Below are 12,971 nucleotides of genomic sequence, written 5' to 3'. Positions count from 1 at the left end.
TTACTCCTGAGAAACGTAGGTGGATGAAATAATCACAGTTCGACTAACACGGGATAATCCAGGCATTGTTGAGCGTAAACTCACCTCACCTTCGACCTTAATAGGTCCGGAATAAACCTGCCACTGGGTATTATTTATCGTTTTAAACTCAATACCCAAGCCACTAAACATTGCGTTCGCATACAGAGTGCCGTTTTCAATTTTAGCGCCTGGTGTGGGCAAGCGAAAAAACACCCCATCACGATCTAAACCCGGCAGTACTTTGTTTAATAATACTTGACTAAAACTCGCCCAATCAGCATACATCTGCTGCTGTTTACTTTGACTAAATACATGACTGCTATTCGAATATTGCTGCTTAGCTTGATAAGGTACCGCCCAATTAGGATTAACCCATGCTCGCTCAGCAAAAGCGATTAAACGTGGAAACAACATATAATTCGCACTGTCGTCACTACCCACAGTCTCACTCCATAACTGGGCTTGAATACCCCTAACTTTCGCCCCATTTTTTAAACTAATTTGCTCATCACTCTGGTAGTTTCGCCCCATAGAATCTGTCCAAAATTCCGCATGTACCGGAAGATTATCAGGCATAAATTGGAACACTTGAAAACTATCAGTATTGCGCGCGCCCCAATAATAACCGGGTTCTTTGGGATCAGCTTGGTAAGGAAAATCAAAGTACAATACATCAGGAATTGACAACACCGTATCCCAAGCTCGATTCACAAAATCGTGGGCGCGATTATAACCACCATTGGGCAATAAACCCCATATATTGGCTTGTATTTTAGCCGGTAATTGACTTTGTTTAGCATGGGCTAAACCATCATCCCAAGCGGCGGCTTCAATGCCTTTTTGTGCGACTATATGGGCAACTTTTTCAACAAAATAAGCGCCAAGTTGCTCACTACTTTGTAATTCTTTACCTTGCGCAATTAATGCTTGGCAGGCGGGCGAATCTTGCCATGCACCGGCAGTTTCATCGGCGCCAATATGGTAGCGTTTGAGTGGAACTCCCGCCTCTGCGTGCATCTTGATCAACTCATCGAGCACCTTATTAACAAAAGTGTAAGTTGAATTAATACAAGGGTTAAGGGTATTGTCGCTGTAATGTTGAATAGAACGATATTCACTTTTATCCGCAAACTCAGTGAGTAAATACTGCTCAGCTTGAGGCGTAAGTTCCACTGCAACTAAGCGATTATAACGAGCTTCCATGGCCTTAATGGCTGCTCTTGAGTGGCCAGGCATATCGAGTGAAGGGATAATTTCAATAAATCGTGCTGCGGCAAAGCGCAATAAATCTTGGTAATCTTGCGTACTTAAGTAGCCATTCACCGCACTATCTCTATCTGGCCCACTACCCAGCTGAGGCATTAAACAATGTTGCTCTAATGGGTCAAAACACCGAAAAGCGCCGACATCAGTCAATTCAGGTAAGCCAGGGATTTGTAGGCGCCAAGCTTCGTCTTCGGCTAAATGTAAATGCAGTTTATTCAGTTTTAAGGCCGCCATTTGCTCAAGCAAATTGAGCAAAAAAGCTTTGCTATGAAAATTACGTGCAATATCCACATGCAAACCACGAAAGTCATAACGAGGGCCATCCACTAAGCGGCCCGTGGCCACAGTTTGTTGTTGGTCAATTAACTGATATAAACTCATCAAACCATAATACAATCCACTGTTGCTACTCGCTTTAATATTGATAGACGTGGTGGTGATTACAAGTTGATAGCCTTGCTTAGCTATGGCTGAATGTTGCGTGAGCTCAAGATTTAAAGGCACCCCGAACGCATCGGCAGGAGACACTAACACCCCCTTTTTAGCTAAACGCGCAAAAGCAGCAGAAAAATCATGGGCTGCCATCTTGTCTATTTTCAGACCCTTTTGAAGATCGAGTCTAAGGTCAGAATTAAGCTGGTTTTGTTGGGCCAAGGGAAGTAAACGTTCTGCATTAAAAAGAGATTTTTGTGATTCAGTACTGTGCTCACCAAAGGCTTGATTGATGGTTGCATAGTGATGATACAACCACTGAGGACTTGCCAACTCCACCTCGTCGTATTGACTGCGTTTGGTCTGCTTGCGTGTACTAAAAGGAAGGACGTGGGGTGATACCCTAAGGTGAGTATCGGCATCAATGATTGGTACCGTCACCTTTAATACTCTAGCTTGCAAGCCTGTTGCTACCATAAAATAATTGGGAAAAGCTTCAGACTCACTCACCAGTGAACCTACCCCCTTAAATTCAATGGTGTACAGACCTGCTTTAATGTTTTGTGCTTGCTGTGGTTTAATGACGTGAATATCGCCATTTATATGCTTGATATCAAATACCGTGCTGCCGTCCCATTTGATGTTGGACGTATTACTAAAATAAATCTTCCAATCGTCTAGCTTGATATCTTGTTTGAAATTTAAGGTTATGGTGCCTAGATAACATTGGGCAGCTCCCACATCGCGTTGGCAGTGCTCAACATCAACATTGTTGAGGATCGTAAAGCTCAGGTCTGTCTCTGTTGTTATTTGGTCCAACAAGGCTTGTTGCTGTGCGACATTAACTGAAGAACTTGCCGCCAATGAGTCATGTCCACTCAATAGCAATACCATTGCCGTTAGATAACTGCACCAATGAAGTTTGATACTTTGCATCACGTTTATTCCTTTTATCAACTATATATTCCACGATTTGACTTAAATCCGGATTACAGCCACAAATACCCCTGTTCTGTGCGCCTTAATTAGCCGCTACAAGATGTAAGAACAGGTAACATAAAACGCACATTAATTAACAATGACAACGCTGTCAATAGAAACTATAGCCACACATAAATAAAAATTAAGTTAAAATCGCTGGGATTTCGCGATTTAGCTTGTCTACTGGGCTTAACTCAGCCCAAAGAATGGCTCACTATTAAGGGTGAAATTCTCTCAATAAAAGTCAGCACTTTAGGCTAACTGGCTGATATACTGCTTAAAATTTAATAGTACTGGGCGTTTTTTTAGGACGCTACATTAAAACAACGCGCGGAAAAACAGATGAAATCAACCATCACTGATGTCGCCAAATTGGCCGGTGTTTCAATTAAAACCGTATCCAGAGTGATCAACAGGGAAGATTCGGTCACTGAAGACACGCAAAATCGCGTTGCAGCTGCCGTAAAACAACTTAACTATCAGCCTAATCAGGCAGCTAGAAATCTTAAAGGCACTAACTCTTATACCTTAGGTTTTGTCTATGACAACCCTAACGCTTATTACATCATTCAAATGCAAGAAGGGATATTGGCCGAATGCCACGAACGCGGCTATGAATTAATTATTCACCCTTGCAATGCCAAGCAAGTGGATATTATTGATGAGATTAAAAGCATGGCAAAACGCTCACAATTAGCCGGTTTAGTGATTTCTCCCCCCCTATCTGAAACACCAGAAGTATTGGCGGCTATCGAGGAACTAAACCTCAGTTATGTGCGCATTATCCCGGGTTCACATGATTCAGTAGAATCAACACCCTGCGTTTTTGTACATGACCAAGATGCAGCCTATAAAATAACCGAGCATTTAATTCAACAAGGCCACACAGACATTGCCTTTATCGGTGGTGACAAGGAGCATAGATCAACAGATGAGCGTTTAAATGGTTACATGGCTGCATTAAAAGCCTATCAAATAACCTTTAAAACCGACTATATCATTGACGGACAATATACTTTTGATTCGGGGGCTACGGGGGCAAAAAACTTACTCGGTTTGGAGCAGAAACCCACAGCAATATTTTGTTGTAATGATGAAATTGCTGCCGGAGCATTATTTGCTGCGCGTTTAAGTGGCTTCCAAATACCTCAGCAATTGGCCATTGCAGGATTTGAGGATAGCCCATTCTCAAGACAAACCTTACCCCAATTAACTACTGCAGCCCAGCCTACCAATATGATCGCACGCAAGGCGGCTGGATTATTAATTTCGCATATTGCGGCTAAACGCAGTAAAGCGAAAACAATTCAAACCACTGTGCATCAGCACTTTGAACCGCAACTATTGATTAGAGAATCAACTCAGTTAAACTCACAAAGCGCCAAAAGTAGCAAAAATTAATCGCCACTTTTGTCATCCGCACTAATACGGCTGGCTGTTGCACCACTTTGATCTTTGTACTTAGCATCCACTCTAGCGTTATAGGGTTTTTCAGCAAAATCAGACAATACTTCAAAACTTATCGCCGCTATTTTCATGCCGGGCTTAAGGGCAAGGGGGAGCCTACCACCATTATAAAATTCCAATACGATATTACCAGACCAGCCTGGATCGATGCGATGCGCGGTAACGTGCACCATTAACCCTAAACGGGCTAATGATGAACGGCCATCCAACCACCCAACAATGTTGGCAGGTAGGGTCACTGATTCTAAAGTGACTGCTAGCGCTAACTCTCCAGGATGCAAGAAAAAGGATTTATCTGCTGCAATCTCTATTTCATCACTCATCACATCATTTAAGGCTGCTTGCACTTGAGCCTTGGGCCCGCTTAAATCAATGTAAGGCGCATGTTGACTCTCAAATACACGAAATTTATTGCCCAGACGAATATCCACAGTCACACCGCTAATTTCACTGTATGCAGGCTCTGGGTTTATTTTAATTTTACCCTCCTGCATGTATCGATAAATGTCTTTGTCACATAAACGCATAATCTACTGCTCGTATATTAGTTTAAAAATCGCGCCATGTTGGCACCGTAAAATCTAGCTTATAATTTTGCTTGCTTAGCGCCTAGTTAGCAAGCTTTCACCTTTAAATACAAGGCTTTTGATGTTTCGCGGGCTAATTGTTGGTAAGCCAGCGTTAAGGCATGATGCGGCTCGCTGATTTGCAAGGGTTGCCCGCCTTCAGCATGCTGACGAATTTTAATATCAAGGGGTAATTGGGCCAACAATGGTAAGGCAAATTCAGCAGCCAGTTTTTCGCCACCGTGTTCAGCAAATATCGCTTCATGGTGGCCACATTGGCTACAAACATGGAAGCTCATATTTTCTACAACCCCTAAAACGGGTACCTTAACTTTATTAAACATAGCAATACCTTTGGTGGCATCAACTAAAGCTAAATCTTGCGGCGTTGTCACAATCAAAGCTGCACTGACCGGCATTTGCTGGGCCAATGTTAATTGAATATCACCGGTGCCTGGCGGCATATCTACAATCAAATAATCGAGCTCTGGCCAATTTGTTTCATTAAGCAATTGCAATAATGCTTTACTGGCCATTGGACCACGCCACACCGTGGCATTTTCAGCAGGCACAAAATAACCAATGGAGGTGGCCACCACGCCATGTACTGCCAGAGGATCAACCCGTTTTTGATCCTCACTCGTGGGTTTTAAGTTTGCGTTACCCAACATTAAAGGAATAGACGGCCCATAAATATCAGCATCAAGAATTCCCACTTTGGCACCTTCTGCTTGAAGAGCAAACGCCAAATTTACACTGGTAGTTGATTTACCCACTCCGCCTTTGCCTGAAGCCACAGCAATAATATTTTTAACCTTGGCAAGACCCGCCACTAAAGTCGGTGCAGAGGTAATGTTGGTGCAAATTTCAATGTATTTAACACTACTTTTATCTGCAACTAATAGTGGCTCAAGTTGTTGTTTGAGCGCCTCATGTTGGCCTTGTGCCGCAAAGGGCAAACTCAATACTAGTGTATTTTTATTGAGCTCAAAGCATGATGAAAAATCAGCCTGGGGTAAATTAAAAAAAGACCTTAAACATTGCTGAATATTTTGACTTAGAGAGTCACTGAGAGATTTAGACTTAAAAAACATGTTGTACCTTTGGTTTTAAACCACACAAGGTGATTTTCGTAATGCAATAATGGCGCAGAAGCGTTACCATTTGCGACCTTTTTAATTAACAGAAAAACAATTATACCAATGCTTTCACAACCGCAAACTAATCAAACTCGTAAAATTCTGGTCACCAGTGCCCTGCCCTATGCAAATGGCTCTATTCACTTAGGTCATTTATTAGAGCACATCCAAACGGACATTTGGACCCGATTTCAACGAATGCGCGGTCATACTTGTATCAGCGTGTGTGCCGATGATGCTCATGGTACGCCCGTGATGTTGAAAGCCCAACAACTTGGTATTACCCCTGAACAGATGGTAGCGCAAACCCGCGCCGAACATCATCAGGACTTGCTCGATTTTCATGTTAATTACGACAACTATTATGTAACTCACTCTGACGAAAACAAAGCCCTGTGTGAATTGGTTTATAACCGTTTAAATGCGGCTGGCTATATTAGCCGACGCACGATCAGTCAATTGTATGATCCTGAAAAAGAAATGTTTTTGCCAGATCGCTTTGTCAAAGGTACGTGTCCAAGCTGTAAATCTGAAGATCAAAATGGTGACAGCTGTGATGTGTGCAGTGCAACCTATGATCCAACTGAATTAATTAATCCTCGTTCAGTGGTTTCTGGTGCGACTCCAGTATTGCGTGATTCTGAGCATTACTTTTTTGATTTGCCACAATTTAAAGACATGCTGCAAACCTGGCTGAAAAGCGGTGCGATCCAAATTGAAATGGCCAATAAACTGCAAGAGTGGTTTGAAAAAGGCTTACAACAATGGGATATCAGCCGTGATGCGCCCTACTTTGGGTTTGAAATACCTGGAGCACCCGGCAAGTTTTTTTATGTGTGGGTTGATGCGCCAGTGGGGTATATGGCGAGCTTTAAAAATCTGTGTGAGCGCACTGACGGCCTCGACTTTGATGAATATTGGAATAAAGATTCAACTACCGAACTCTATCATTTCATTGGTAAAGACATTACTTATTTCCACTGTTTGTTTTGGCCAGCGATGCTTGAAGGTGCTGGTTTTAGAAAACCAACCGGCGTTAACGTACACGGTTTTGTCACGGTCAACGGCGCAAAAATGTCTAAGTCAAAAGGGACATTTATTAAAGGTCGTACCTATTTGGACCATCTCAACCCGGAATATTTGCGTTATTACTTTGCCTCTAAGTCAAGCGATGCTGTCAGCGACATTGATTTGAGCTTTGAAGATTTTGCGCAAAAGGTCAATTCTGACTTAGTGGGTAAAGTGGTTAACATCGCCAGTCGCTGTGCGAGTTTCATCAACAAACGTTTTGATGGCAAGTTATCTGCTACCGTACTTGAACCCGCCTTAGTCGCCGAATTCCAGCAGGCCCAAACCAGCATCGGCGATGCCTATGAAAAGCGCCAATTTAGCCGCGCTATTCGCGAAATAATGGCCTTAGCGGATAAAGCTAATCAGTTTATTGATGCCAATGCACCGTGGGTCACCATTAAAGATCCAGAAAAACTGCAATTCACCCATGAGGTGTGTTCTTTGGGTATTAACTTATTCCGATTATTAGTGGTTTATTTAAAACCCGTACTACCGGTATTAACTGAACAAGCAGAAGCATTTTTAAATGACAGCTTAAACTGGGATAGCCTAAATACAGTATTGAGCGACCATAGCGTCAACCCGTTTAAAGCCCTGATGCAACGCGTAGAAATGGATAAAATTAACGCCATGGTAGAAGATTCAAAAGAAAACCTTGAACCCACCAAAACCTTGGATCCAAACAGTCCATTGGTGAAGGATCCTATTGCACAAACAATCAGTTTCGAAGACTTTGCCAAAGTGGATTTACGGGTAGCATTAATTGCCAAAGCCGAACATGTTGAAGGTGCTGAAAAGTTACTGCGTTTAGAACTCGACTTAGGTGGCGAAAGCAAACAAGTGTTTGCTGGCATAAAATCCGCATACAAACCGGAAGACTTAGTCGGTAAACACACCGTAATGGTAGCTAACTTAGCACCGCGTAAAATGCGTTTTGGTCTGTCTGAAGGCATGGTCTTAGCAGCAGGCCCGGGAGGTAAAGATTTGTTTATCCTTGAACCCCATACCGGCGCCCTACCCGGCATGAAAGTCAAGTAGGACCGGCTTTAGCCGGGAAAAGCCTTTCATCCCATTGTTGAATCGCCTTAACCTACTCACAAAAAAACCGCTACTTCAGCGGTTTTTTTTGTCAAAGGAGCACACTATCAAAAGCCCCATTATTGCCTACCATCAAGACGAAGAGCACCATTGGGTGGCACAATTAGCCTGCGGTCACAATCAGCACGTTAGGCACAATCCCCCTTGGACTGAGCGCCCATGGGTGATATCACTTGAAGGTCGCCAAGACAAACTCGGCTTACTACTTGATTGTGTTAAATGTGATAGGCACGAGCCATTGGACAACTAATACCATTAATCCACATTGCATCTGACCTTATAAATAACCTCTATGTCATTAATGACCATGATTCTGCACATACTGGCTTAAACCATTCAGGTAGTGTTGTTGCTGCTCCTCTGTTAACCAAGCGACCTTAAATGCATTGCCGACCAAAGTTGTTATTTCTTGTTCGGTAAATTTTCCTTCGTTTTGTAGCTCAATTAAATTTTCGTTTAAATAAGCACGAAAATACGCCGGATCATCTGAGTTAATTGTGACTAACATGTCGTGCTCTAACATTTGACGTATTTCATTTGAGGTCAGTGATTGCACCACAAAGCGGTTAGATACGGGACATACCGTTAAGCCAATCTTTTTATCGCGGATTTTGGCAATGAGCACTGGGTCTTGCAGAGAGTTAACCCCATGATCAATCCGGTCAGTGCCAATATCATCGATACACTGCGCAATATGCAGCAAGGTATTTTGTTGATTGACATCGCAATGCATAGTGAGCTTTAGCCCCATGTCACGGGCTTTTGCAAATACCGCTTTAAATTTAATGGGTGGATTGTTTTTTTCATCCGAATCAAGCCCAACACCCACTAGGTAATGAACAAAAGGTTCAGCCATTAGTAAGTGTTCCATCGCAGAATCAGCACTCATCTCTCGTAAAAAACACATGATAAGCTGACTCTCGATCCCAAGCTTATTTTGAGCATCTCGCTGAGCCTTATGAATACCAGTGATTACTATCGCAAAGTCAACGCCACGCGAAGTATGAGCCTGCGGGTCAAAGAATAATTCCGCGTAGACAATTTGTTGAGAACGGGCTTTAGCAAGATAATTCCAAGTCAGTTGATAAAAATCTTGTTCAGTGCACAACACATTCATACCCGCGTAATAAATACTTAGAAACGATGGTAAATCATGGAAGTTATAGGCGGCAACCAGTGCTTCAGGTGTCTTGTAGGGTAAATTAAGATTATTTTTTTGTGCTAGTTCAAAGCTCAATTCCGGTTCAAGGGTACCTTCGAGATGCACATGTAATTCTGCTTTGGGCATATTTTCGATAAAAGCTTGCATTAACTACTCCAAAATTAGTTGATAAAACATAATCCTAATAATCGAGCAAAACTCATGCCTTTTGCCACGAAGCCTATTTAATTAGCTTGTAGCAAATACCTTAATTTAAAGCGCACCGTATTCATCGAATTTTGACTTATTATGGTGCATTGGCTTTGACTTATTTAAGTCTGTTAAAAACTTTAATACAGCTAATTGCTGCCCAAAGTAGTAATGATTTGTTGGAAGTACAACAAAACACCCACTCCTGCAGATAATCGACTGCTTTGCAAATTACAATTGCGCTTTAGAGTCTAGTTTCAAACCATGTTTATAGCTTTAATGATGTACACGACTCTATTAGTCGTTCAATTGCTTGTGGTGCTTTATTTTGTCATTTAAGCACTTTTTGCTCATACATCTCTGACAGGAAAAGTCACAATGTAACTCTATACTTTGGCAGACGGTGTATGAGCTAGATAAACTATGATAAAACTACAGCGAGTTATTTTGTGAGTAACAATGGAAGCCCGTATCACGCTTTTGTGTGTCGACAACATGCACTTGGTCATAGTCAACATCCGCAGTCGAAGATTTAATTGATTGCTCAAAATCCGCTGCAGCCAATGATATCTGATGACCTTGGTCCTCTAGAACATCAAACTTTTCACGGTGTTGGGCCATAAACTGTTCAAATTCTTTGGCGGCTTTGTTTAACTGCTCGGAAGCTTGTTTATCAATATGCAAACTGGTTTCAGTTTCTTGAACAGCCAATGCACTCCATTTTTCAATCTTGTCGGTATAAGCCTGCATTTCTTCTTCAATAGCCTGAATAGGCGCTTCGCTTGCATGCATTTTCTCTTCTTGATGTTGCAATTTTTGATAAGAAGCCACTTGTGAGGCAGTCATGTCTTGTTCACTCACTAGTTTGCAGTCTTTGAGCAACTGGATTTTATAGGATTCACCTCCTTGCTCTGCTAAATTTTGGCTAGTCGCCATGGCACAAGCCGTGATTAATCCGCATGTAATTAATATATAGATTTTGCTAAGTTGACGCATACTTCACCCAGAATGTTGTTTAAGTTCAATTACTAAGTCGACAGTAATGTTGTTTTAGTTTATGCCCGAAGAAAATATTTTGTTTAGACCTTCACTACACAAAGCAGCTAAACCTTGTTGCCAATAGGGATTCCCGATAATATCCACCTTAGTTTAATAAATTTAAAGGTGCACTATGAAATGTTTAAGTAGGGTCGCTGCCCTAGTGCCCCTATTAATATTGGACTGCTTAGGTAGTGCTCAAGCGGCTGAAAAGATTACCGTTGCCTTCGGCGAGGTCCTAGCACCCTGGGTATTGGCCGATACAAACCGAGGCATAATTATAGACCTGTTTGACACGGCTATGAGCCCTTTAGGTTATGAAGTAGTGCCGGTCTATTCACCCTATGCTCGACGTTCTAAAGTTTATCAATCAGGTAGTATTGATGTTGTATCAGATATGAACTTGAACACAGTCAATCAACACGATCTGCAGGGTTTTCTCTCCGATGTTGCCTATTCATATGAAAACTTTGCATTTAGTTTGCACAAAAAACAGTACCAATTTAAGCAACTTAGTGACCTTGAAAAACAGAGTTTATTATCTTGGCAGGACGCTAAAATTCATTTGGGTACTGACTATGCCAACATGGCCAACAATAACCCCCAATACAGTGAAACCTTCGACCAATCGATTCAAGTGAAAATGTTGTTTTTGGAGCGCTATGAAGTCATCCAAATGGATGCCAGTATTTTTGAATACTATCGCAACAAAATTGCTACGGAAGGTAAGCTAGATGTTTCACAAAAGGTTGACCGTTTTGCCCTATTTGGCCCAAGTCCAAATGGGTTTATGTTTAAGTCTGAAAAAATGCGCGATGAGTTTAATCAACGATTAAAGCAAATCAAAGCCAGCGGGCAATATCAGAAAATATTTGCGCGTTATATACCCGCCCTCGAACAAATAAAGCCTTAACAGCCTCAAGGCTCTCAGATTGGTTTGATCAATTGCTGAGTAAAGCCTAACTCGACTAGTTTTTTAAAAGCATGTAAAACATCGGTAGGCACATCTTGGGGTATTTGATAGCCTAGGGCTGGATAAACTATAATGCGCTGTAAATCTCCCACCATCAGTTGGATAAACTGCTCAATATCGGGCACTAGGGCAATATACTCCAATAATGTCAATTTTTGTGAAGTAACTCTGACTTCAATATCAGCATAGCGTTGCTTAAAAGTCGCCAAAGCCCGACGTTCCAAATAGGGTTTACACACCAAGATCACACTTTGGGGATTGCGGCTTAGATCAGCTAACATTTGCATTGAAAACCGGATGTTTTCACCACAATTTGTCGCCTTTTTTTCGAGTAATATTTTGCTTTTTGGTACCCCTGCTTGCATGGCAACATCAGCAAATATTTGTGCTTCACTTTGTTGCCAAATATTTTGGGTTAATTTTCCATGACCACCGCTAAACAACACTAAATCAGCCATACCTTGATGGAACAACTCCGCTGCTCTTGTTGCCGCACTTATATCATGACTGCCCATTACCACTATACAATCTGCCGCTTGTATCACGTGTTCTACATGGTGATAAGTCCACAGCTGTTGCAGTAATGGGTAAATAGGGTCAGTTGTTTTGATAGGCATAATGGGGAGGCATTGACGCTACACAAATGTAAGTTGACGTGCTGTGTCTGACTTATTTGTCTTGTGCACGACCGCCTACCTGCATTGAGCCTGTGCGCCAAGTAGTCGCACCGACGGCGGAAAATTTAGTTTGCGTAGTCCATTTAGGTTTGATTAAACTCAGCGGAATCTCTCGTTTGCGTGCTTCGATAATATAAATAGCGCTGAGCCAGCCTAGGTATTTTTCACACCACTTTATCCAAGTAGATTCTGGTGCCAGCCTACGACCTAAAAACAACTCAGAGAATACTGCACGTCTCACCGACGTGATTTCAAACCCCAACAAATGCAACCAATCTTTAGTACGAGTAATGCTAAAAAATCGCCCTTGGTGCAGGGGATTTTGACGCCTAATGGGTAAATATTTGAATAAGCCACATAGGCTCCAAGGGTTAAAGCCTACGACGACTAAATGTCCATTGGGAATAATCGCTCTAACCGCTTCGCGCAAAATTTGATGTGGGTCATGGGAAAAGTCTAATTCATGCACCAATAAAATGGCGTCGATGCTGTTTTCGGCAATCGGTAAGGCGTCGGCTTTACCTTGTACGCCGCTATAAGACTCCATTTTGCGGGTTAAATTGAACTTATGTTTGATTGGACACTGAGCCAAGCTAATTTCACTGCTCAAATTACCTAAACGCAATAAATGATAACCAAAAAACTGGCGACTTGATTCAGCTAATGTCGTTTCAACTATCTCACGCAAAGCCGCACCCATTGGCAAATCTTGCCATGATGTGGGATATTGAGGTGCTAAGTGAGTTAAAGCTGGTTTCATTAAATTATGTTAACCTAGATTTTAAATAAGATCTTCAAGCAATTTTACTGCTGATAATTTGCCACAGCGACACAGAACAAAGTTTTTTATCATTAAAACCTGTTTTGCCTAGGCAACAATAAAAGGAGCCA

Annotated in this window: 11 protein-coding genes; 4 read left to right on the top strand and 7 right to left on the bottom strand. The window is 42.0% G+C overall.

Annotated elements, in window-relative coordinates:
* Nucleotides 1–2,655, bottom strand: coding sequence for a family 20 glycosylhydrolase (locus ABKW31_RS04170; protein ID WP_348614943.1), 2,655 nt, complete (start codon nucleotides 2,653–2,655; stop codon nucleotides 1–3).
* Between the two features lie 387 nt (nucleotides 2,656–3,042).
* On the opposite strand from ABKW31_RS04170, the gene ABKW31_RS04165 reads away from it, so the two are divergent.
* Nucleotides 3,043–4,101, top strand: a complete 1,059-nt coding sequence (locus tag ABKW31_RS04165; RefSeq protein WP_348614942.1) for a LacI family DNA-binding transcriptional regulator — start codon at nucleotides 3,043–3,045, stop codon at nucleotides 4,099–4,101.
* Here the strand turns inward: ABKW31_RS04165 and dcd are convergent.
* Entirely contained in the window at nucleotides 4,098–4,694 is a 597-nt protein-coding gene (gene dcd, locus ABKW31_RS04160; protein WP_348614941.1) for a dCTP deaminase, read from the bottom strand. The two genes, ABKW31_RS04165 and dcd, sit on opposite strands and share 4 nt — an antisense overlap.
* Nucleotides 4,695–4,780: 86 nt before the next feature.
* Nucleotides 4,781–5,827: an iron-sulfur cluster carrier protein ApbC gene (gene apbC, locus ABKW31_RS04155; RefSeq protein WP_348614940.1), complete on the bottom strand. Its 1,047-nt coding sequence runs from the start codon at nucleotides 5,825–5,827 to the stop codon at nucleotides 4,781–4,783.
* Between the two features lie 108 nt (nucleotides 5,828–5,935).
* Here apbC and metG point away from each other — a divergent pair, with 108 nt between their 5' ends.
* Together metG and ABKW31_RS04145 are read left to right on the top strand one after the other, a co-directional pair.
* Entirely contained in the window at nucleotides 5,936–7,981 is a 2,046-nt protein-coding gene (gene metG / locus ABKW31_RS04150; protein WP_348614939.1) for a methionine--tRNA ligase, read from the top strand.
* A 106-nt stretch (nucleotides 7,982–8,087) separates the two neighbouring features.
* Nucleotides 8,088–8,291, top strand: a complete 204-nt coding sequence (locus ABKW31_RS04145; protein ID WP_348615197.1) for a DUF3565 domain-containing protein — start codon at nucleotides 8,088–8,090, stop codon at nucleotides 8,289–8,291.
* A gap of 48 nt (nucleotides 8,292–8,339) precedes the next feature.
* Here ABKW31_RS04145 and add read toward each other — a convergent pair whose 3' ends face one another.
* Together add and ABKW31_RS04135 are read right to left on the bottom strand one after the other, a co-directional pair.
* The gene (add, locus tag ABKW31_RS04140) at nucleotides 8,340–9,350 is read right to left on the bottom strand and encodes an adenosine deaminase (RefSeq protein ID WP_348614938.1); all 1,011 of its coding nucleotides are present in this window, start codon (nucleotides 9,348–9,350) and stop codon (nucleotides 8,340–8,342) included.
* 474 nt (nucleotides 9,351–9,824) lie between these two features.
* A complete protein-coding gene (locus ABKW31_RS04135) occupies nucleotides 9,825–10,388 on the bottom strand; it encodes a hypothetical protein (protein ID WP_348614937.1) in 564 nt (187 codons plus the stop codon).
* A 175-nt stretch (nucleotides 10,389–10,563) separates the two neighbouring features.
* Between ABKW31_RS04135 and ABKW31_RS04130 the strand changes: the two genes are divergently transcribed.
* Nucleotides 10,564–11,343, top strand: a complete 780-nt coding sequence (locus tag ABKW31_RS04130) for an ABC transporter substrate-binding protein (protein ID WP_348614936.1) — start codon at nucleotides 10,564–10,566, stop codon at nucleotides 11,341–11,343.
* A 14-nt stretch (nucleotides 11,344–11,357) separates the two neighbouring features.
* Here the strand turns inward: ABKW31_RS04130 and ABKW31_RS04125 are convergent, their stop codons facing one another.
* Nucleotides 11,358–12,020 (bottom strand): YdcF family protein, encoded by a 663-nt coding sequence (locus ABKW31_RS04125; RefSeq protein ID WP_348614935.1) that lies wholly within the window; start codon nucleotides 12,018–12,020, stop codon nucleotides 11,358–11,360.
* 52 nt (nucleotides 12,021–12,072) lie between these two features.
* On the bottom strand, nucleotides 12,073–12,840 hold the full coding sequence (locus ABKW31_RS04120) for a methyltransferase domain-containing protein (RefSeq protein WP_348614934.1): 768 nt from the start codon (nucleotides 12,838–12,840) through the stop codon (nucleotides 12,073–12,075).
* Between the last annotated feature and the right edge of the window lie 131 nt (nucleotides 12,841–12,971).

The organism is Paraglaciecola sp. 25GB23A, from assembly GCF_040012495.1.
Lineage (GTDB): Bacteria > Pseudomonadota > Gammaproteobacteria > Enterobacterales > Alteromonadaceae > Paraglaciecola.
Note: the sequence above shows the minus strand (reverse complement) of the source record. Positions and strands in the feature narration are given on the sequence as shown.

What these genes read in the sequence shown, in the direction of transcription:
- ABKW31_RS04130 (WP_348614936.1), top strand. Translation starts at nt 10,564, where the DNA reads ATGAAATGTTTAAGTAGGGTCGCTGCCCTAGTGCCCCTATTAATATTG.
- apbC (WP_348614940.1), bottom strand. Translation starts at nt 5,827, where the DNA reads ATGTTTTTTAAGTCTAAATCTCTCAGTGACTCTCTAAGTCAAAATATT.
- add (WP_348614938.1), bottom strand. Translation starts at nt 9,350, where the DNA reads ATGCAAGCTTTTATCGAAAATATGCCCAAAGCAGAATTACATGTGCAT.
- ABKW31_RS04170 (WP_348614943.1), bottom strand. Translation starts at nt 2,655, where the DNA reads ATGCAAAGTATCAAACTTCATTGGTGCAGTTATCTAACGGCAATGGTA.
- dcd (WP_348614941.1), bottom strand. Translation starts at nt 4,694, where the DNA reads ATGCGTTTATGTGACAAAGACATTTATCGATACATGCAGGAGGGTAAA.
- ABKW31_RS04125 (WP_348614935.1), bottom strand. Translation starts at nt 12,020, where the DNA reads ATGCCTATCAAAACAACTGACCCTATTTACCCATTACTGCAACAGCTG.
- ABKW31_RS04165 (WP_348614942.1), top strand. Translation starts at nt 3,043, where the DNA reads ATGAAATCAACCATCACTGATGTCGCCAAATTGGCCGGTGTTTCAATT.
- ABKW31_RS04135 (WP_348614937.1), bottom strand. Translation starts at nt 10,388, where the DNA reads ATGCGTCAACTTAGCAAAATCTATATATTAATTACATGCGGATTAATC.
- ABKW31_RS04120 (WP_348614934.1), bottom strand. Translation starts at nt 12,840, where the DNA reads ATGAAACCAGCTTTAACTCACTTAGCACCTCAATATCCCACATCATGG.
- metG (WP_348614939.1), top strand. Translation starts at nt 5,936, where the DNA reads ATGCTTTCACAACCGCAAACTAATCAAACTCGTAAAATTCTGGTCACC.